We start from the raw sequence: 21,916 nt of genomic DNA on the forward strand, positions 1-21,916 counted from the left end.
GCGCTCACCGGCCTTGCCTAGTACACCTCAATCTCATCGGTGAAAATAAATACGCCCTGGTGCGGAACATGCGCATATTTTGCTTTTACCCGGATGTAGCGGCACGCCTGTTCGGGGAAATCAACCCTGATGGTTTTTACCTTTATTTCCGGCGATGTTTTCGGGTTCGCCGGTTCGGCTTGTTTCCAACTTTTCACATGCCGGTAGTTTCGCCCGTCTTCCGATAACCATACATCCATGCCTACCGGGAAGCGGATGCCGGCGCCCGAATCTTCCAGGCAATTCAGGCCCACCTCGTGAACGTTCATCACCGAGTCGAGCTGAACAATGGCGTCGAAATCTTTCCCAATGACGCCAATCCATTTGCCGTTGCCCCATTTGTCGCCGCCAAAATCCAGGTCGGTCAGTGTTTGTCCGCCGTGTGCGCTGTATTGGGCCGTTGGCTTGCTTTTCAATATCACTTTCGCTCCCCGTGCTTTGTGAACAATGGCCTTTTTGATTTCCGGCTTCACCAAAGCAACACTGTCTTTTACCGAAATCGCCTTCACGGTAGTGGAGTGGTCGAGCAAAAACGGTTGGGTATAATGTATGCCGTTGTTGAGCGTTGGCACTGAGCCATCGGTTGTATAAATAATGCCGGCCGGAAGTTCGGTGGTGATGTCCACTTTCAGTTTCTTATTTTCCGGGCTAACCGAGAAGTTAATGGTTGGCCGGTAGGCGCTCGGTGCATAGTTGATGTTGAGTTCCCTGTAGCGGCTCAGCATTCGTTCCATTTTGGACTGGAAACGGTGCCAGTTTTTGGTTCCTTTTTGTTGCCACGCAATTTCCGACAGCGCGGCCATGCGCGGAAACACCATATATTCCACATGTTTGGCATTGGGCATGTACTCGGTCCACACATTGGCCTGCACGCCCAATAAGCGCGAAGCATCAGCCGGTGTGGCATTTTTTGGCAGCGGCTCATAATCGTATACCTTCTTTAGCGGAGAATAACCGCCAAATGCCCTGGGCTCGTTATCGCTGAGGCTTTGGTAATGGTCGAAGTAGAGCACCGAACCGGTTGTCAGCACCGTGGGGTGGCCTTTGTCGAGTACCCGTTTCACGCCGTCTTCGCCGCCCCAATACATAATGCTGGCCGTGGGAGAGAGCTTGCCTTGCAGGATTTCGTGCCACCCGATGAGCTTCCGTCCCTTCGATTTCAGGTATTTGTCGAAGTGGTTGATGAAGTAACTCTGAAGACCGTTGGGCGTCAGATGCTTTTCGCGCATCAGCTTCTGGCAGGAAACACATTTCTTCCAGTTACTCTTATTCACCTCGTCGCCGCCAATGTGGATGTATTTCGACGGAAAGAGCTGAACCACTTCGTCGATGACATCTTCCAGCAGCTGATAACTCGCCGGGTTGCTGGCGCAGTAAACACCGGTGTTCGGCAGTCGTTTCCCGTTTTTATCCTTGCCGAGCAGTTGCGGATAACACTGAAAAACTACCTCGGAATGGCCGGGTAACTCAATTTCAGGTACCACGGTAACAAAGCGCTTTTTCGCGTAAGCAACAATCTCTTTGATCTGTTTCTGGGTATAAAAGCCGCCGTATTTCGGACGGTTATCGCCCGGTTTCCATACCTCGAAATCCTGCCAGGGCATTTTCCCCGGTTTAACCACCCGCCAGGCGCCCCATTCGGTCAGCCTGGGATGTGATTTGATTTCGATTCGCCAGCCAATGCCATCGACCAGGTGCCAGTGAAAAACGTTGAGTTTGTGCATGGCCAGGTAGTCGATGTACTTTTTAATGAAATCGACGGGCATAAAGTGGCGCGACACATCGAGGTGCATGCCCCGCCACCGGAAGCGGGGTTTGTCGGTGATTTCGACAGCCGGAAGCGCCAGTGCCGGAAGCGTATCTTTTTCCACCGTTGCCGGAAGAAGCTGCCGGATGGTTTCGACCGCATAGAAAAGCCCGGCTGCCCCGGACGATTGTATTAATACCTGTTTTTGATCTATCGAAAGGGTGTAACCCTCGTTGGTGAGTGAGTCGAGCGCCGGATTGTATTGAAAACGGATGACTTTCTTCCCGGTAGGTGAACTGCTGGCAAAGCTGGCAGGAAGATTCATTTTGGTTGTACGCCGCAACTGTTCCACTGCCGGAAGCATGGTGGAATCGGAAATAATAACCGGTGTTGAGGTCTTTAGAATGAAGTCGGGCGTTTCTTTGGTGGTCAGCTGCCAGGGCTGAGGAATCACTTCGACGGGTCGGACGGCTTTTGGAACGGGCTGACAGGCCATACACAGAAGCGCGATAGAAAGGGTGAGCAAGGTGGCGAAAGACTTCATACTACAGTTGGTTTGTTGTTATTGGCGGCTAAAATAACCATTCGGAGGAAAGCCGGGTAAAGTTTTAATAAGATTGGCGCAAATGAGAAAATTACTTCGGGAGTATTTCAACCTGTTTTGGATGGAGACTATCGATTGTTAACAGTTTTGACTTAATTCTGAAATAGATTCTTCATAACCTTTCAATGCTTTCGTCATAACTAAATAAGGTGCAATTAATACGTTCCAGTTTTTCCCGCCGTAATTTTGAACCGGTAAAAATAATGCTGGCTGATGTATATGATGCTGTTTTTACCGCCTGATTTAAAGATTTTTGACTAAAACTGATCGAAATGAAAGGGGTATTGTTGATTTTACTGTTCGTCTTGCCGTTGCATATGCTGTTAGGACAGGATTTTGCAGCAAATGCGAACGGAACGAAATTCAAAACCAAACATCCGGCAGAAAAGGAAGCGGTTGCGAGAGCTTATAAGTGGGAGTTTTATTCTCCGGATCTGAATAGTTATCAAAAGAGAAAGTCTCCGGTTGAAAATGGAGAGCGTTTCGACGCACCACTCGAGCCGTTGAAGGATATGTTCAACGAAAGTTATACCGATAAGGAACCGATTGCTCCGGGAAATCCGGCAACGCGCATTGTGATTCGCAAACCATCGATATACAACGCCGTCCGGAAGATTGACAAATACTATTCAAAACAGGTAGCGCGTGGTGAAATGAATTCGGCGAATGCCCGCAAAAGTCTCGAAAGAGTCCTGACCATTGCCATTGCGGCCCTCAGCGAGAGAAGCCAAAGTTTCGAGGATGCTCTTCAGCAAAACAGGAGAAATCCGGAGGCGCTGCTAGCTCAATTTAACCAGGTAAAACTGAAGGATATGTAATATGAAATAAACAAAAGGGGTTGCTGCAACAACCCCTTTTTTATGCAAATAAGCTATTTCAAATAACCTATTTATTAACTGTTTTAAAGATATGAAAAAAAAGCTTTTTCTGTTTCTGGCCTTTCTGGGATTCCTTACGGGACAACAGGCCTTTGCGCAAACAGAAATAAAAGGGTCTGTTAAAAGTCCGGAAGGAGAATCGATTCCGGGCGTGAATGTGGTGATAAAAGGCACCACCAACGGAACAATAACCGATATCGACGGAAACTATACCATTCAGGCGCCGGGTGGAGGCGTGCTGGTATTTTCCTTTATCGGATACAAGCCTCAGGAAATTCCCATCGATGGACAGAAAACCATTAATGTTGTCCTGAAGAAAAATACTGAAGCAATTGACGAAGTAGTTGTCACCGCATTGGGGATTAAAACCGAGAAGAAGCGCCTTGGGTATGCTACGCAGGAGATAACCGGTAAACAACTTACCCAGGTGGAAGATGTGAACGTGATGAATACCCTCGCGGGAAAAGTTTCCGGGTTGACTGTTCACACCAAAACTGGTTTATTTCAGGCACCTGATTTTCTCCTTCGCGGGAAAAAGCCATTGATAGTACTGGACGGTATTCCTATCTCGACTGACTTTTATGACATTTCGAGTGATGATATTGCCAGCATTAACGTGCTGAAAGGCACAGCAGCTTCGGCCTTATACGGCTCACGGGGTAAAGATGGCGCTATCATGATTACCACAAAAACAGCGGCTAAAGGGAAACTGAATATTTCCGTCAGCAACAGCGAAATGTTCTCCGCCGGATTTGTCGCTTTTCCGAAAGTGCAAAGCGAATATGGTAACGGTTCCAACGGACAGTACAAATTTGTCGATGGAGCCGGCGGCGGTATTCACGATGACGACTTGATTTGGGGACCGAAGCTGGATCAGGGCACCAAAATCGTTCAGTGGAACAGCCCGATTAAAGATTTGCAAACGGGCGAGCTGATTCAATGGAAAGGGCCGGTGAAAGGAACAAAATACGATGACTCGAACCGGTACGAACGTGTCGCAACGCCCTGGGTTTCGCATCCCGATAACCTGAAGAATTTCCTGGAAACAGGAATCGTATCCAATTCCAATTTCAGCATCAGCTCTTCTAACGACAAAGGTTCTGTCCGCCTGTCGGGAAGCCATATGTATCAAAAAGGTATGGTGCCGAACTCTTCGTTGAAAAGCACCGGCATCAACATGAGCTCGCACTATAAGATTTCGAATAACCTGACGTTGGATGCCAAGCTTTCGTATAACAAAGTGTACACCGATAATTATCCTCGCCACGGCTATGGCCCGCTGAACCACATGTACACGATTGTGGTGTGGATGGGTTACGATGTTGACGTTCGTGATATGCGTGATTACTGGATGAAAGGTCGCGAAAACTACAAGCAGGCCAACTGGAATTATCTGTGGTACAATAACCCGTATTTCATGGCTTATGAATGTACGCAAGGTTATGACAGGAACGTTATCAACAGTAATGTGTCGCTAAATTACCAGCTTCTGCCTAATTTATCTATACAGGCGCGTGGTGCGGTACGAAACCGTTTTCAGTACGAAAACCGGAAAACACCGAAAAGTTACCTCTATTACGGGAACAGTGTGCTGGGAAATTTTGAGGACTGGAAAACCAAGTGGAACTATTACGACTTCGATGTTCTGGCAACTTATACGAAGAGCTTTTCCGATAAATTCAGCCTTGATGCGTTTGCCGGAGCTTCTTCTTTTAGCTACGATTACGACTACCAATATGCTTCTACGGATGGTTTGATTACAGGTGGGCTTTTTAACCTGGGTAACAGCCTGGGGCCGGTGAAAGCTGAAAACCGAATTGAAAAGAAGGCAACCCGGAGTGTATACGGTAGTGTGAACATCGAGCTGTTTAAAGCATTTTACGGAACGGTATCAGGTCGTAACGACTGGTCATCGACGCTTCCGGTCGATAACAACTCGTATTTCTATCCTTCGGTGTCGGGTAGTTTTGTTTTCGACAACATTGCAAAATTACCTTCCTGGATGAGTCATGCACAGGTGCGTTCAACCTGGGCACAGGTATCGACCGATTTGAGCGTGTACAGTCTGTACAATACTTACTCCAATACTGCGATGTATGGTTCGACTCCCGGTATGTCATATCCGTCCGGTTTGGCCAACAGTGAAATTAAGCCGGCTAAATCTACGTCATGGGAACTAGGTGGAAATATTGGACTCTTCAAAAATCGGCTGAGTATTGATGCGACCTATTACCAGGTAAAAGACGAAAACCAAATCATCGATCTACCGATTTCTATTACGTCCGGATTTGATTCCCGCAAGGTAAACGGCAACGTGTATAACACGACCGGTGTGGAGTTGATGGTGAACGTAGTTCCTGTACTGACCAGCAAAATGCGCTGGAACATGGCGATTAACTGGTCTACCAACAAGAAGGTGCTCAGCGAAATTTACGGCGGTGCTGATAAGTTTGGTTATCTGCACAAAGACGAACGTGTAGACAGCTATTATGCCACTGTTTGGGAAAAATCTCCCGACGGACAGACTATTATCGATCAGGCGAGTGGTTTGCCTATCCGTGACCCGTTTGCACGGAAATTGGGCCATCTCAATGCGAATTGGCAGTTTGGTTTTAATAATACGTTTACCGTTGGACACTGGCAATTCAACGCACAGGTTGATGGTCGCGTAGGCGGAATTATGCCTTCCCTTACCGTTGCTAAACTCTGGTGGGGTGGAAAGCATCCGGAGTCGGTAGCCAACCGCGATGCTGAATATGCAGGTAAGCTCTATGTTCCGGACGGAGTTGCCGTGGTCAGCGGTGATGTTCAGTATGACACTGACGGTAATATTGTTTCGGATACCAGAGTGTTCGCCAGGAATGAGAAAGGACTGAAGTATTCTAACTGGGCGATGACGTATGGTTATCGTGCGAAGGGGTTAGGAGTGAATACTTTCGATGCTTCTTTTATCAAACTCCGTGAGGCTTCAATTAAGTACGATTGCTCCTCACTTTTTGCCGGAACGGTTGTAAAAGAAGCGTATGTGCAGCTGATTGGCCGGAACCTCGCTATGTGGAAAAAAGCAAAGTTGATTGATCCTGACTTTGGTAATGATGATCACTTGCAGGATCCTTCGGCACGGTATGTTGGTTTTGGACTGGGTGTTAAATTCTAATCAATGCAAATCATGAAATTCTTACAAAAATCGATATTACTCTTCCTGTTGGCCGGCACGCTGTTTTCGTGTGAGAAACTGCAGGATATTAATGATAATCCTAACAATGCTCCGGTTACCCATCCCAAACTTCTGTTGAAAGATATAGCATGGAATGCGTTCGACGGGCAGGGAACCGGTTCGATGTTTGCGTCGCGGGTAATGGTTAGCTCCGATGGGGCCAGCAACGAACAATACTATACCTGGGATCGCGATAATTTTGACCGCTACAATCAGCTTCGGAATATTACAAAGATGATGGAAGAGGCAGACAAGCAGGGTACACCTGAATACACTTATCTGGCTCATTTCTTCCGTGCTTATCAGTTTTACCAGTTGACCCGCCGGTTTGGGGATATACCCTATTCCGATGCTTTAAAAGGGGAAACAGATGGGGTATATGCACCAAAATACGATGAGCAATCGAAGATTATTCCGGCTTTGCTGGATGAACTGAAAGCCGCGAATGAAGGTTTGAAAAGTGTAACCTATATTGACGGAGATATTATCTACGGAGGTGATCCTGTAAAATGGCGTAAGCTGATTAACTCTTTCCGGTTACGTATTTTGATGAACCTCTCAAATAAAGCGAATGATGCTACGTTGGATATTCCGGCGCGTTTTCGGAATATCTATCAAAACGAGCCGTTGATGGAGAGTATCGACGATGCTGGCCAACTGGTTTATCTTGACCAAAAGGGAAGCCGCTATTTTGAGTTCCTGGGTAAATTCGGCTCGGTCGGGATGGATTCCACTTTCGTTCAACTGCTGAAGGACCGCCAGGACCCAAGATTGTTTGTTTTCTGTCAACCGAATCCGAATGCTGTATCTGCAGGTCTTCCTGTAAACGATTTTGACGCATATGGTGGTGCCGATCCTACGTTGACATTCGGTGCGATTTCCGACGAGAGAAACAAAGGATATGTTTCCATGGTGAATCCGCGTTATTTTGACGACCCGGTGAACGAGCCTCACAAATTGATGGGGTACGAAGAGCTGCAGTTTATTCTGGCGGAAGCGACGGTTCGTGGCTGGATTGAAGGTGGCGATTTGGCGAAAGCAAAGGCCTTTTATAATGAAGGAATCAAAGCATCGTTTCTTTTCTACCGAAAGTATGCAGAAAAATATGCTGCATATTTGGGAGATGATGCTATCGCTGAATACCTGAATCAACCAATGGTTAATTTTGATAATGCTACGACTTTCGATGAGCGTATTCGGTACATTATCACGCAGAAATATATCCAGTTTTATTTCCAGACTGGCTGGGAACAGTTTTATAACCATCGCCGAACAGGATATCCAAAATTTCTGACCGGCGGTGCGGTTGGAAATAATGGCCAGGTTCCGGTGCGTTGGATGTATCCCGAAGATGAATATAACACCAATGCTGCCAATGTGCAGGATGCTGTTGCGAGACAATTCAATGGCGATGATAATATTAATGGAACAATGTGGTTATTGAAATAAGGCTACCATGTGTGCCAACTTGATTTTTTTTTGATTCATATCAATAAATCAGGTTGTTGTACGTTTAATAATAAGTAGCCAATCTCTCTTTTCGCAAAGTTTTTAGGTTTTTATAAGCGGAGTTCCTGTCTGGGATTCCGCTTTCGTTTTTAGAAGTACTAGCTGCAACGGTTATTATTAGGGTACGGCGTTGATTCAATTTCTTTACTGTGTTATAACAATCTTAGATATTCTATAAACAATATTTTGAAAAATGAATATCTTGTCTTATCTTCAGGAAAACAAACTATTAAGACCATGTCTGACGGGAATGACTAAGTTTTTTCTCGGATGATTTCATAAATGCTGATAGTAATTGCAAAGAGTTGTTATCTTTTTTGATGCATCTTCAGGGCTGCATGAGAGAGTAGATAATCGATGACAGACATAATAACGTTTTTAGTATCGGTCCAATGGAAGCGTAGCAGGCTCAAATGTTTCCATTTTCGTTTGACCACCCCTCCTGACTAATCTGGTTCGGAGGGGTTTTTTTATTTCAGTTTAATTTGGCAAGTTGTTGAGTTGTTGTTTTTCTTAGAGGGATTACAAACGGTGTGTTAAAAAAAATATTAGAAAATAGCCAAATTTTTGATGAACGTACTGATCTGTTACGTGAATGTGCGGATCCTTTCGTTAAACGTATAATATTATGAAAAATAAGTTGTTGAAAATTGACAAAAAACAACCCTCTAGCTTATCTTAAATTTGCTAAATATCCAAGAGTGTGTTATTTTTATTTATCGAAAACTAACTAACATATTATTTTTTTACTTGCTATTGAACTAATCATGTCAGTCAATGATAAAAAAAGCAGCATTGTTGGTATCACGGTTGCGTTTTGTGCCGGGAGCGGATTTGTTTTGGAGTTGTTCGCATCATCCGAAATACCGTTTGGAACGGGTATGGCCGTCGGGGCAATCATTGGTTTTCTTTTTGGCAATTTTATTAAAATGCTGATAATGCCGTGGAGACAGCGCTAATTGATTTATTGGGCTCAAACCTCTTCTCTTTTTGGCGATTCGTCAATCGTATTTCTGTTATTAAGTCCAATAGCCGGATTACCGGTTGGGTGATTTGTGTACCTCAGGTATTGGGCATATCACGGTAGCAAATCTTTGGCATGTTGATATTTATGTGAATTGGGTTCGCTGGTACCCTCTTTTGACAGGAGAAAAACCGGCAGCTCTTGTTTAGTGTCAAGAGTTGGAATATTAACAAGTTTGGGTGTTTTGTTAGTATTCAACCGTGCTCCCCTCTGATAACTAATCGGAGGGGTTTCTGGTTTTATGCAGGTAATACTTTCTCAATGTTTGCTATCGAAACATTCTCGGCAGTTGACTAAACAATCTGGATGAAATAGACTTTAATAGGAGTGAATCCAGTTAATTGAAGAAAGCACGATGGTAAAATTCAGGAAGTACCGCAACGAGGATTTCGATGAGGTAGTAGCATTGCATAAAAAAGCGCTCGAGGCTATTGGAATGTACCGGGGAGAAGGGCCTTGGGACAATGATTTACCCTATTTGGATACGATATATGGTGGCGATAATGGCTATTTCCTGGTAGGCGACGAAGAAGGTAGGATTGTGGCGATGGGAGCTTTTCGGAAAACAACCGGGCATTTGGCTGAAATTAAGCGAATGCGTGTCGATCCGGATTACCAGGGAACGGGACTGGCGCGGGAATTATACGTTCAATTGGAGAATGAGGCCGTATCGCGTGGCTATGAGAAATTCCACCTGGAGACATCAGAACCACAAATGGCAGCCCGGAAATTCTACCAAAAGGTTGGTTTCCGTGAAACCGGAACAGCCATTATAGACGGGACATTAAGTGTTTTGATGGAAAAGGACTTGCCTCAAAAATAAAACAGCCACCCGAAGCAGGAACGGGCAGCTGTTGATAAACTAATTTTGGGGTCAGATTTTTTATTATTCGTAAGCCTGTTGGTGAACATTTTTCACCGCACGCCCACTCGGGTCGGCACCGCTCCGAAATGACTCATCCCAAGCAAGTGCTTCCGCTGTACTGCAAGCGATTGACGGTACCGACGGAACACAGGCAGCGGCCTGGTCCGACGGAAAATGCTCACTGAAAATGGCCCGGTAAAAATATTCTTCTTTCGACATCGGCGGATTAACCGGGAAACGGAATTTGGCGTTGGCCAATTGTTCGTCTGTCACCTCCTCAGCTGCAATTGATTTCAGTGTATCAATCCAGCTGTAGCCTACACCGTCGGAGAACTGCTCTTTTTGGCGCCATACAACACTATCCGGCAAATAATCCTCAAATGCTTTACGAACTACCCATTTCTCCATACGGCCATTTTTCGCCATTTTTTCTTCCGGATTCAGGCGCATAGCTACGTCCAGGAATTCTTTGTCGAGAAATGGAACACGTCCTTCAACTCCCCAGGCAGCTAATGATTTATTTGCTCTCAAACAGTCGTACAAGTGCAGTTTGCTTAGTTTTCGAATGGTTTCTTCGTGGAAAGATTTGGCATCGGGTGCCTTATGGAAGTAGAGGTAGCCACCGAAAATTTCATCAGCACCTTCGCCGGAAAGCACCATTTTTACGCCCATCGATTTGATGACCCGCGACATGAGATACATCGGAGTGGAAGCCCGTACGGTAGTTACGTCATAGGTTTCCAGGTGGTAAATCACATCTTTCACCGCATCTAATCCTTCCTGTATGGTGAAGTGAATTTCATGGTGAACGGTACCAATATGATCGGCTACTTTTTGTGCCGCAGCCAAATCGGGCGAACCTTCCAAACCAATGGCGAAAGAGTGTAACTGTGGCCACCAGGCATCTTTTTCATCCTGCGTTTCCACCCTGTGTGCCGCGTATTTCTTCGCTATAGCGGAAATAACCGACGAATCGAGGCCACCTGACAACAATACGCCGTAAGGTACATCGGACATCAACTGACGGTGAACCGCTGCTTCCAAAGCGTCGCGTAGCTCGTCGATGGAGGCAGGATTGTCTTTTACATTGTCATACTCCATCCAGTCGCGTTGGTACCAGCGTTTCATTTCGCCTTCCTTACTTGACCAGTAATGGCCCGGCAGAAATTCCTCAATCTTGTTGCAAACGCCTTCCAGCGATTTCAACTCGGAGGCAACATAAAAGTTTCCGTGCTGATCCCTGCCCATGTACAATGGAATAATACCAATGTGGTCGCGGGCAATCAGGTATTCATCCTTTTCTTTATCGTAAAGAGCAAAGGCAAAAATTCCGTTTAACTCTTCCAGAAATTCTTTTCCTTTTTCCCGGTAAAGGGGAAGAATTACTTCACAATCTGATTTGGTGAGGAACTCGTATGAGTCTTTGTAGCGGTCGCGAATCCCCTGATGATTATAAATTTCACCATTCACAGCCAGAACCAAATTACCGTCTTTGCTGTACAACGGTTGTCCCCCCGATGAAGGATCGACAATGGATAATCTTTCGTGAGCCAAAATGGCTTTGTCCTCGCAAAAAATACCGGACCAATCCGGACCGCGATGGCGAATCTTCTTGGACATTTCCAAAACCTGTGGTCGCAGCTGCTGCGAATCTACTTTCAGGTCAAATACACCGACAATTCCACACATAATAATTCATTTATCTGATATCTATAATAACTCTTTTTGAAAGCTTTTGTTGTTGTAAATATACATATTTCTTTAAAAAACCGCCAAATGCATGACAAAATGTAATGTAAAAATGAAATATTTAATATTAATGTAAGGATTGTGAAAAGTAAAAAAGGGGACTTGGATTAGGAAATCAATCTTTTTTATATCAGAAAAATCAGATAGGAGGGGGTAATCGCGTTGATTAAGGCAAAATAAACCCGGCATTTGAATGAAATGCCGGGGGCTAATGTTTTTGAGGAATTTATTCAAATTTGTTGATGATTCCCTGATCGAGCATGGATTGTGTGATTCCTAAATCCTGTTCGAGAAATTCATCCAGTTCCTCTTCACTGTTAAAGTCTGCAACGAGGCCATTATAAACCAATGTGATTCTATCAGGAGCCTGGAGGATTTTCAATCCCGGAAGTTCTTTGTTGAAATCTTTAACAGGATGTCCGGGCTTTTCGCCTTCATCTTCAGCCACCTGATCGAGGTAACTCACATAGAAATCGTGTCCGCCCTGGAGCAATACCTGTAGAAAATCGTTATCATCAGCCCGGTCGTAAAACTCGCTGATTGTCAGTCGGTAAATTTCCATCGTTCCTTCACTGTTGATATACAGAACGTCGCCGAAAGGCTTATCGGGGCGGGTTTCCAGTTCTTCGAAATCGAGCGCTTCCGCTTTCGCGAGAAAACGGGGATGGGCATTGTGCAAAATAAATTCAGCCGGTTCGTCTTCCGAGGCGAATGGATGATGGCATATCAAAAAAGGAGGTGTTTTCATTTTACGGGTATTATTTTTTTCATTTCTAAATTAATCAGCACTATATATTGTGTGAGATTCATTTATTGTCTCTTTTGAATTTTTATGAATTTCCTATCTGACAAGTATTTGATACATAAAAGTCAATCCGAAATCATTACTAAATAATGCAAATGTATGTTAAGGCATAAGACTTACCAATGTAAGGTTAATTATTTTGGCGGAGAGGAATGCAAAATAATTTTAGCTTTGCATCCCGGAGATTTTTGGGATGGAAGAACTACTACGACAAAATCATCGAATTATTTGAGCAGAGGCAGACAATATATTTAAGATAACTTCATAGGGGGTGAGATGCATATTTTACATATTTCAACCATCAAAGAGTGGCGAGGCGGAGATGCGCAGATGTTGACCACTCATGGGTTACTAGAGCCGATGACAGACGTGCAACAAACTATTCTTTGCCAGGAGGGGTCCGTCCTTTCAGAAAAATGTCGGAGCCGAAATATTAACTACTATACGGCTCCTCTGGATACGAAATTAGCCACGTCTTTCCGAAAGAAAATTAAGCAGGTAATTCGGGATGAGCAAATTGATATTGTGCATGTTCACGATTCAAGGGCTTTCTCATTAATATTGCTCATCATTGGACAGTATCCGGACGTTAAACTGGTTTATTCGAGAAAGAGAAACAATCCGATAGCTAAGAATATTTTCAAGCGAATAAAGTATAACCATAAGCGAGTCAATAAGATTGTTTGTGTTTCAAATGCCGTGAGAGATGTTTTCAAAGGTATTGCGAAAGATATGGACAAAGTGGTAACCCTTTATGACAGTATTGATGTTAGCTTTTTTGTTTCGCAGAAAAATGCGGGCGCTTTAAGAAACGAGTACCATTTGTCGGATGACACTTTGCTGGTGGGGAACATTGCCGGGCTTACTCCGCAGAAGGATCTTTTTACCTTTATTGACACCGCCGAATTGATTCTTCAGAAGACCAATAAAAAAGTAAAGTTTGTGATAGTTGGCGACGGAGAACTAAAAGAGGAATTACAAGCTTATTGTAAAAGAAAAAATATTGAAGAGCACATTATATTTGCCGGCTTTAGGACAGATGTTCCACAGATATTTTCGGAGTTGAGTTTGTTGCTAATGACGTCGAAAGACGAAGGGCTTCCCTTAACCATTTATGAGGCATTTGCTGTGGGAGTGCCGGTGGTTACAACCAAAGCCGGAGGTATAGCAGAAGCTGTTATTCCTGATGAAACAGGTTACCTTACTGAAATAAAAGATAAAGACGACTTAGCCGAAGGAGTGCTCAAAGTTCTTAATGACGGCAATTATGCAAAGTTCATTGTGCAGAATGCCCGAAATCTTGTAAAGGAGCGATTTGACCTGCCCCGGATGAGAAATGATTATTATGAATTGTATAAAAGCCTCTGAAAGAGCAGATGTTTTGTCTTGATTTTCTTCCTGAGGTGTGAAATTCTTGCGTTGAGGAGGAAGAAGGCTCTTGTATTGTTTGGCGAGAGATACTCTGGTTTTATCATTGTACTTTTGTTCCATGTTTTCCGATGTATACCTCTATAATCCGACGAATGAGCTGGCGATTGCGAATGGCGATCCCAATTATATGCCTCCCAAACGATTGATTCAGTTTGAAAAGGATTTGAGCACTTTGCTGATGTTCTTCGCTTCTTCCAGGGATGTTGTTTTGGTTCACGAAGTTCCCTCTGAAGATTTTGTAAACTTATGGAAAAGAACAGGGAAGGAGCTTCCAACATTCCTGGAAGAAAATGCGGCACTCACTGATCAAAAGTTTTGTCAGCAACCGAAAGGATTTTTGTATCCGTGGGGATGGAGTCCTGCGGTTCACAAAAGGTTGGGACCTTTGAAAAATGGTTGTTCCAACGAATTTAAAAGCTTGCCGGTAGCCGATTGGACGGAAAATTCTCGTGATATATACAGCCGGAAGGCAGCAGCCGGGGTATTAAAGAAAGTTTTAAACGTTGTCGGGAAAAACGACTGGTTGTTACCGGAAGACAAATGTCCGGTTTCCTGCACCGAAATAGATGAAATCATCGCGTTGCAAAGTCGGTGGGGACGGGTGGTAGTAAAATCTCCATGGAGTGCCTCAGGAAGGGGGATTCAAATGCTGAGAGAAAATGAGTTCAACCAATCGAATCATCAGGTTATTTCAGGATTTTTGAAACAGCAGGGCTTCGTGATGGTAGAACCGAGGCTTGACAAGGTGGCCGATTTGTCATTGCAATTCTATTCGGAAGGGAAGGGAGAGGTTGCTTATCGCGGACAGACTTCTTTTTTAACTGATGCTTCCGGACGTTACCATGGGAATTATATTCGTGAAAAACCTCCCGGTCTCTCGATTGAGGAGATTAGCTTTTTGTCTACTTATTTGCCGGTTGTCAGGCATTTGTTGCAAGAGGCTCTTTCCGAAAGTGATTTTTCGAGGCAATATCATGGTTGGCTCGGAGTTGATTTGTTGTTTTATCGTGATGCAGAAAATTCCCTTCGGTTGCATCCCTGTTTGGAAATCAATTGTCGTTACAACATGGGAGCGTTGACGCTAAAATTGCGCCAATTGATTTCTCCTGAAAGTGCAGGACGTTGGGAAATAAATTTTGGCAAACCGGGTAAGTTCAACCGTGATATGACAGAACAAATGTCTCGGTTTCCAGCCAAAATAATTAACGGGAAAATTGTCGAAGGGATTTTGCCTATGGCTTCACCGTCTGATAATGCGCAATTCAGCGCCTGGTTAAAGGTAACTCAGAGCTAACTAACCGGCGCTTCAACAGGTGCATAAGGAATACTGAACCGGAAAGTCGTTCCGTTTCCGGGACTCGATTCCAGGTCGATATTGCCACCCATTTGCTCGATAAGCGCTTTGCATATCGAAAGTCCCAATCCGGTTCCCTGGGCAAACGGATCGAGTTTAGTGAAGCGTTGGAATATTTTCTGCCGGTTCTCTTCCGAAATGCCAATGCCGGTGTCGCTGACATCGAATTCCAGCAGGCGCTCCCGTTGGTTGATGCCATATCCCACCTTGATTTCTCCTTTTTGCGTATACTTAATCGCATTCGAAATCAATTGCTTCAGGATTTGAGTCAACCGGTCGCAGTCGGTTTTAACATCAGGAATGATTTGATTTTCCGATTTTTCATCAATAATCAGCCCGACCTCAGGCAGCAGTTGCTTTCTCATCGTTTCAGTAACATCCAGGCATATATCTTTGAGATTGCACTGAACAAAGTCGATCTCGTATCTTCCGCTTTCAATCTTCGAAATTTCAACGATATCATTGATCTGGCTGAGCATCTGGTCAGTTTGCTGATGTATAATTCGTTGGTATTCGAAGCGTTCTTTCTGTTCAATATCGTCGTCGGACAACAAATAAGCAAATCCGATAATGGAGTTTAGTGGTGTCCGCAGTTCGTGACTTAGGTTGGTGATAAAAGCTGTTTTCAATCGATCGGATTCTTCCGCTTTTTCTTTTACACGAATCAATTCGTTTTCGATAATCCGACTGCGTTCCAGTTCGTGTTCCAACCGGTTATTTCTTTGTTTGAGCTCGAGCGTGCGCTGTTGAACTTCCTTTTCGCGGTTTTGGTGAGCCTCATTGAGCAAGTTTTGTTGCTCCAGATTTTGCTGATGCTGAAAGAAGTTCCTTCTTGAGTAGTATTCAAGGTAGTAGGAGCCGAACATGCCAATCAGATTCATAGCAGTGAAGAAGAAAATAGAGATGACCAATAGTTCCGAGAACGTCTGTTGTGCAATGAGTTTTCCAGCAACAAACGCTATCAGTACAATCCATCCGGCTATGGAAGCATATAAAAAGCGCAGTTTAATGAAGAAGTACCCTGCGGCAAATACCAGCATGAGACCACCATAGTAAGTAAAGTTCTCCGGCTCGAGAATGAGCATATAACTAATCCCGGCACCAGCAACAATGTAACAAAGGGTCAATAAGCCCTGCCATACTGTTTCAAAATATTGGGAATAGGAAAGAAACAAAGTCCCGGCCATCAGGGGCAGTACAATACCAAACCGGATGAACAGGAACGTTGTTAAGCGATTGGGAATATACAGGTAGTCAACAATACTGAATCCGGCATACAGAATCGTTAACAGCAGAAACGCAAACCGAAATTGTGGTAACGAATCGCTGAAATACTGTTTCTTAAATTTGGATTCTGTCTCTTTCTGACCTGAAAAGAGTAATGTAACCGGATGAAGTCTCATTCGTCTTTCAGTTGTCTGGGGGTAAAGCATGCTATTGAAAAGGGTTAGATTTTATTTATGTACATCTTCAAGTTACGGCATTCTCCTGATTTAAAACAGTCTTCCCACAAAAAAATAACATTTTGATTAATAAAATCTCCGCGATTGAGGTAAATTTTTCATCAAACTGTATCTGGGCGGACGCACAAACTTTATAAAGTTTTCTATGGAAAACAAGGTATTGTGTAGTTTTGAACATATCGTTAGCCTATCAGGAGGAAATATCGGTAGTTGTAATACAAATAAGAGAAAAACAGTAATACATGAGATTTGGAGAAGAACTGGTACATGGTCGTTTAATTAAGCGTTACAAACGGTTTTTGGCTGATGTAAAATTAGATGACGGGACTGAAGTAACGGCCCATTGTACCAATTCCGGAACAATGAAAAGTTGCCTGGAAGATGGGGCGGAGGTGCACCTTACACCGGTGAACGATCCGAAAAGAAGAACAAAATTCACCTGGGAGATGATTAAAATTGACGGACGTTGGGTCGGAATTAATACCAACAATCCCAATAAAATTGCTTTTGAGGCAGTCCGTAATAACCGAATTCCCGAATTGAGCGGTTATGAGACTGTGAGACGGGAGGTGAAATTCGGCGACAGTCGTTTCGATGTGATGGCGCAAAAAGAGGGAGAAACCTGTTTCATTGAGGTAAAGAATGTAACCATGAAAGTGGGACCTGATGCACTTTTCCCGGATGCTGTAACCACCCGCGGGCGTAAGCATCTGAATACACTAATGGAAGTGAAGAAACAGGGGATGCGTGCGGTGATGCTTTACATTATCCAGCGCATGGATGTAGAACGTTTTGGCCCGGCTGATGAGATTGACCCGGAATATGGTAAGGCACTTAGAGAGGCCTACCGGGAAGGAGTTGAAATTATCCCGATGCAGGCCGAGGTAACGCCGGAGGGCATTGAACTGGTGCGAAAACTCGATTTTGAATTGTAATATTCTTAACCAAACAATTGTTGAATCCTATGAAAAGAAGCTTTCTTTATCTGTTGGCTCTATTGCTGCTATCGTCGTGCGGGCCCAAACAAATACCGGCCGTAGGCGACCAAACGTATCTGGTTTTCGATAACCAGGTAGTCAATTTTGTGCCGGGAAAATACCCAAAAGACAGCGTTCAACCGGATGCCAACGGTATCATTCATCTGGGTGACGGACGCTTGTTGCTGGAGAAAATCCATGTGCCTAATTTTCAACGGTCGGTGAAAGTAACGGCAACGGTTACCCTGAAATCACATGGCGACCGGTGGGACAAGTCCGGTTCGCTATTTGTGATTCCTCAGAATTCGTCGACGAACTTCCTGAATATCTGGACGGGTAAGAAGAGCTTTCCTGAGCCGGCAAAAGAACTGGAAGGATTGCAAGGCATCGTTGCTGGCGACGATTACCAGCCGGTTCTTGAACTCATGCGTTTTATGACGCCGTTTGGCGTAGGCTTTTACAGCGATTCGACATCGGCTCGGAAGCCGGTTTACATCGACAAATGGGCGAAGGAAGTTCAGTGGAAAGAAGATGTCACCGACCGTATCTCGCAGCTGGAAGGCGACGTGTGGATTGGTGTGTGGGTGGATACCTGGACGAAGGAAGGCTACCAGCTGAGTGCCACGCTCGACTTCGACGAAAGTGATATTCCCTGCGACGCACAAAAGCCAACCCATGCCGAACCGGTGCTGAATACCGTTTATTACATCGGTCCGCAAGGGTACCCGGATATTTTTGCCCGGAAGAACATTAATGTGAATGTCGACATCCCGTCAGGGGCAAAAAATGTCCGTTTGCAGTACATCGTTACAGGGCATGGAGGCGATGATGGCGGTGACGAGTTTGTGCAAAAGGAAAACATCATCTCGCTGGACGGGAAAAAAGTATACGATTTCATTCCCTGGCGCACCGACTGTGCATCATTCCGGCGATTTAATCCGAGCTCCGGCGTTTGGCTCGAAAAGCGAAAGGTGCAATACCTCGATTGGAAAGCGGGCAAATACAAAGTAAAAGAGATGGAAGAGCCGATCGCCTCGTCCGATTACTCGCGCTCCAACTGGTGCCCCGGAACGGATGTGCCACCGGTTACTATTCCGCTGGATTCCATTGCAGCCGGCACGCATCAGATTACCTTCAGCATTCCCAAAGCACAACCCCGCGAGGGAGACAAAATGAATTTCTGGCTGGTTTCGGCCTGGCTCGATTGGGACGAATAAGTTTCTATCAAAAAAAAAGAATTTGGCCCCGGATACAAAGTCGATATCCGGGGCTTTTTTGTGCCGACTTCTAATTCACCATGTTTTACTCCTTTTTAACGGTATATGCCGAAACCTAACCGGGGCCTCTACTCGTAGCAATTAGTAAAAGCTTAAAAGCAATTGGTTATGAAAATTATGCGTTCCATATCTCCCTTTATTACTACGTATCATGTTGTTCGCGAAAAGAAACCGGTGACGTTCGCCTACCGGACTCCCCGGGGCGAACTTTTTCTATTGAGCCGCGACGCGATTCGGAGTGAAAGCGATTTCGTCCGGAACGTGAAATGGGAAGATTTGCTCGCTGTCGATGAAAGTCTGAGCGAATTGAAAAAGTTATCACCCAACTATGCCGCTTTCCGGAATACCCCAACTGAAATGTGGCAGGTGAGCAAGATTGACCGGCAAACGGAAACCGGAAGTTACATCGACCAACATCTTGAATGGATTAGTAAGATGTATGTAGATGGCTATTTTACCGGAGGAACCTATCCGCACTGGATTTATATTCCACGGAGTTCGAAGAAGTATGCCTATGTCAACTTTACCATTGGCGGTCTGCTGGCTGTGCTCGGATTTTATATTTTCTTTTCCGGAGGACAGCTCATTAACGACAATGTGGTGGTAGCATGGCTGGCCGGTGGTATTTTTATTTTAATGGGCGTACGGGTTTTGTCTCGTGCACGGAAGCGGTAATTTATTCCTTCTTTTTCTTGAAATTAGCCCGTTTCAACGCTTGCTTTATTCGCTTATCAGGAAGGAAACTAATCCGCAAGTCATTAATGTTGCGCGACGTTACCTTATCGGGTGAATCTTCGGTACTCACTTTTGCGTGCAACCGGAAGGAACCAAAGTTATCGATTTTTACCGTATTGCCGTCAAGCAGTAACTCGGGTATTAAATTCACCAGGCCCGTTATTACCACCTGAATGTCAGCTTCCGATGCTGTCGAGCGTTTTTCCATTATCTCAGCAACTTGTTGCAGTTCGATTTTACGGGAGCCGGTTAACTTGGGAAACCAGATTCTTACGTTATCCTCAGCTGCTCCGCGTTTTACGGTCGAGATGATTTTGTATTGAAGTGCCATGGTTTTGGTAGAAAGGTTTAGTTATTTTACTTTGATTATAATTACTAATTTATGAAATAATCCTGATTAAAATATAATTTAATCCAGATTAAAAATTATTCTAACCATAATTAAAATTGAAAATAATCAGGATTAAAATTTTGAGGGGAAATTATCTGTTAGATACGATATAAGTATGAAGCAGGTAGTTTTATGGCAGGTTGGCACCCGGTTCCCCCGTGGAAAGTGGCTGGGCGAACTTCAGTCAGGTGACAGGTCCTTTCCGGTACAGGGCGGCAAGCAGGGCTGAGTGGCCTTTTAGTTTGTCTGTGTTCACCGATTGAAATTTTTGTGCAAAATTACGTCCGGTGGTTCACTTCGGGGTAAAATATGTGTTAATTCATTGTACCGGTGTGTGCATTGCCCCAAATGCCGCGAATCTTACCCTGTAATTCTCTCCAGGAAAAAGAAAAAAACACCGGACCTGCGTAGTGACAAGCCCGGTGGTGAAGATCATTTGCGGTTAAGCCAGTGTCAGCTGTTTCGCCTTCACGGTTTCGACAATCAGGTCGGCTGTAGCTTCGATGTCCAGCAGCGAGCTGTCGACCGTGAGATGGTAGTTGGTTGCGTCGTTCCATACTTTGCCCGTGTAGTGCGTACAGTAGTTCGAACGTTCTCGGTCTGTCCGTTCCAGCACCTTGTCGGCCTTGTCGGGCTGAACACCGTATTCGTTTACTATTTTGTTTTTCCTGAATTCGCCGTTGGCGTGAACAAATACATTGACGCAGCCCGGCTGGTCTTTCAGTATAAAATTGGCACATCGCCCGACAATCACGCAGGATTCTTTCCGGAAGATTTCGCGGATGACTTTGCTTTGTACCAGGAATAAAGCATTCAGCGGAGGTTTGCGTTCGTTGATGTAGGCATATTCCTGTTCGTACAAATCGTACAACAGGGTATGCGCCAATTTCTGTTCGTGTTGCTCGATGTACTCGCGGGTGAAACCGCTTTTCCCTGCCGTTAGCTCAATCAGGTTCTTGTCATAGAACTTCAATCCCAGCTTTTCGGCCACCGCTTTTCCTATTTCGCGACCGCCGCTTCCGTATTCACGCGAAATGGTAATTACCAGGTGGGGAGCAACCGGTCCTTTGACATCCTTGTTGGGGGTTGCCTTTTCTTCTTCCGGTTTAATATTCAGCCATACATCAAGGAAGTTAATCTTTCGGTTAAGGAACCGGACAATAAAACCAACCAGTACGGCTGCAGCAACTGTCCCTTCCCTGATTCCACTGATTCCGGACAAAAGACCTAACGAACTGACGATGCCAATTAATACGAGCGAACTGTCGACACCAATCTTTGTCTTTCCGAATTCAATTTTAAATGTTTGGGTAATGGCCATTGCCAAACCTTCGCCGGGCAGATAAGTGAGTCCTGCTTTTACTTCAAGAAACACGCCAAATGCCAGGATAACACAACCTAGTAGGCACGTGGAAGCCTGTCCTGCATAGCTGACCGGGTTAAGCCATGAAATGAGATGCAGGGTAAAATCAATGAAAATGCCGAAGAGGAAGATAACAGGAAACTGAATCAGTTGGAACAGTTGATACCTTTTTCGCAGTAATACCATTTGTAGCAAAATGAGGAAGACATTCATAATGATGGTGGTTTCGCCCAGTGTCAGCGGATATTTCAAACTAAAAACATACGGAACGCAAGAAATAGGCGAAACTCCAAGGTTGGCTTTTACCGACAGGGCTACGCCAAATGCCATTACAAAAAGTCCCAAAGTAAAGGCTAAAACTTTTGGGGTGAAATTATTTATTTTCATAGAATTAAGTTAAAATTCCCGCATCCCGGTGCAAAGACTTGAAGGAGTTACGAATTTTCAACAGTAACAGTGTGAGCTGTTCCAGGAGGAGCTTAAAAAAG

General features: G+C 44.7%; 15 protein-coding genes. 9 read left to right on the plus strand and 6 right to left on the minus strand.

From position 1 onward, the window contains the following. Positions 1-17: 17 nt before the first annotated feature. Positions 18-2,330 carry a beta-N-acetylhexosaminidase gene (locus GJU87_RS04845; protein ID WP_153638469.1) on the minus strand — a complete coding sequence of 771 codons (2,313 nt, stop codon included), beginning with the start codon at positions 2,328-2,330 and terminating at the stop codon, positions 18-20. A 332-nt stretch (positions 2,331-2,662) separates the two neighbouring features. Between GJU87_RS04845 and GJU87_RS04850 the strand changes: the two genes are divergently transcribed. From GJU87_RS04850 to GJU87_RS04865, 4 genes are all read left to right on the plus strand, one after another. Next, positions 2,663-3,208 (plus strand): hypothetical protein, encoded by a 546-nt coding sequence (locus tag GJU87_RS04850; RefSeq protein ID WP_106542000.1) that lies wholly within the window; start codon positions 2,663-2,665, stop codon positions 3,206-3,208. A gap of 91 nt (positions 3,209-3,299) precedes the next feature. Beyond that, positions 3,300-6,425 (plus strand): SusC/RagA family TonB-linked outer membrane protein, encoded by a 3,126-nt coding sequence (locus tag GJU87_RS04855; RefSeq protein WP_153638470.1) that lies wholly within the window; start codon positions 3,300-3,302, stop codon positions 6,423-6,425. A gap of 12 nt (positions 6,426-6,437) precedes the next feature. Then, positions 6,438-7,934, plus strand: a complete 1,497-nt coding sequence (locus tag GJU87_RS04860; RefSeq protein WP_153638471.1) for a SusD/RagB family nutrient-binding outer membrane lipoprotein — start codon at positions 6,438-6,440, stop codon at positions 7,932-7,934. Between the two features lie 1,439 nt (positions 7,935-9,373). Beyond that, on the plus strand, positions 9,374-9,841 hold the full coding sequence (locus GJU87_RS04865) for a GNAT family N-acetyltransferase (RefSeq protein WP_153638472.1): 468 nt from the start codon (positions 9,374-9,376) through the stop codon (positions 9,839-9,841). Between the two features lie 63 nt (positions 9,842-9,904). On the opposite strand, the gene asnB is transcribed toward GJU87_RS04865, so the two are convergent. Next, positions 9,905-11,572, minus strand: a complete 1,668-nt coding sequence (gene asnB / locus GJU87_RS04870) for an asparagine synthase B (protein ID WP_153638473.1) — start codon at positions 11,570-11,572, stop codon at positions 9,905-9,907. A 286-nt stretch (positions 11,573-11,858) separates the two neighbouring features. Then, positions 11,859-12,380 (minus strand): hypothetical protein, encoded by a 522-nt coding sequence (locus GJU87_RS04875; RefSeq protein WP_153638474.1) that lies wholly within the window; start codon positions 12,378-12,380, stop codon positions 11,859-11,861. 333 nt (positions 12,381-12,713) lie between these two features. On the opposite strand from GJU87_RS04875, the gene GJU87_RS04880 reads away from it, so the two are divergent. Beyond that, a complete protein-coding gene (locus GJU87_RS04880; RefSeq protein ID WP_153638475.1) occupies positions 12,714-13,805 on the plus strand; it encodes a glycosyltransferase family 4 protein in 1,092 nt (363 codons plus the stop codon). Between the two features lie 121 nt (positions 13,806-13,926). After that, positions 13,927-15,162, plus strand: a complete 1,236-nt coding sequence (locus GJU87_RS04885; RefSeq protein WP_153638476.1) for a hypothetical protein — start codon at positions 13,927-13,929, stop codon at positions 15,160-15,162. On the opposite strand, the gene GJU87_RS04890 is transcribed toward GJU87_RS04885, so the two are convergent. Continuing rightward, positions 15,159-16,625, minus strand: a complete 1,467-nt coding sequence (locus GJU87_RS04890; RefSeq protein ID WP_194831442.1) for a HAMP domain-containing sensor histidine kinase — start codon at positions 16,623-16,625, stop codon at positions 15,159-15,161. The genes GJU87_RS04885 and GJU87_RS04890 overlap by 4 nt on opposite strands. 302 nt (positions 16,626-16,927) lie before the next feature. Between GJU87_RS04890 and sfsA the strand changes: the two genes are divergently transcribed. The 3 genes from sfsA (at position 16,928) to GJU87_RS04905 (ending at position 19,614) form a co-directional block, all read left to right on the plus strand. Continuing rightward, positions 16,928-17,620 (plus strand): DNA/RNA nuclease SfsA, encoded by a 693-nt coding sequence (gene sfsA / locus GJU87_RS04895; RefSeq protein ID WP_153638478.1) that lies wholly within the window; start codon positions 16,928-16,930, stop codon positions 17,618-17,620. 29 nt (positions 17,621-17,649) lie between these two features. Beyond that, a complete protein-coding gene (locus GJU87_RS04900) occupies positions 17,650-18,879 on the plus strand; it encodes a PNGase F N-terminal domain-containing protein (protein WP_153638479.1) in 1,230 nt (409 codons plus the stop codon). A 168-nt stretch (positions 18,880-19,047) separates the two neighbouring features. Further along, a complete protein-coding gene (locus GJU87_RS04905; RefSeq protein WP_153638480.1) occupies positions 19,048-19,614 on the plus strand; it encodes a hypothetical protein in 567 nt (188 codons plus the stop codon). 1 nt (position 19,615) lies between these two features. On the opposite strand, the gene GJU87_RS04910 is transcribed toward GJU87_RS04905, so the two are convergent. Both GJU87_RS04910 and GJU87_RS04915 read right to left on the minus strand, forming a co-directional pair. Further along, entirely contained in the window at positions 19,616-20,005 is a 390-nt protein-coding gene (locus GJU87_RS04910; RefSeq protein ID WP_153638481.1) for an HU family DNA-binding protein, read from the minus strand. Between the two features lie 502 nt (positions 20,006-20,507). Then, a complete protein-coding gene (locus tag GJU87_RS04915; protein WP_153638482.1) occupies positions 20,508-21,815 on the minus strand; it encodes a cytidylate kinase family protein in 1,308 nt (435 codons plus the stop codon). Positions 21,816-21,916 lie beyond the last annotated feature (101 nt).

It is taken from the genome of Prolixibacter sp. NT017, assembly GCF_009617875.1.
Taxonomy (GTDB): Bacteria; Bacteroidota; Bacteroidia; order Bacteroidales; family Prolixibacteraceae; genus Prolixibacter.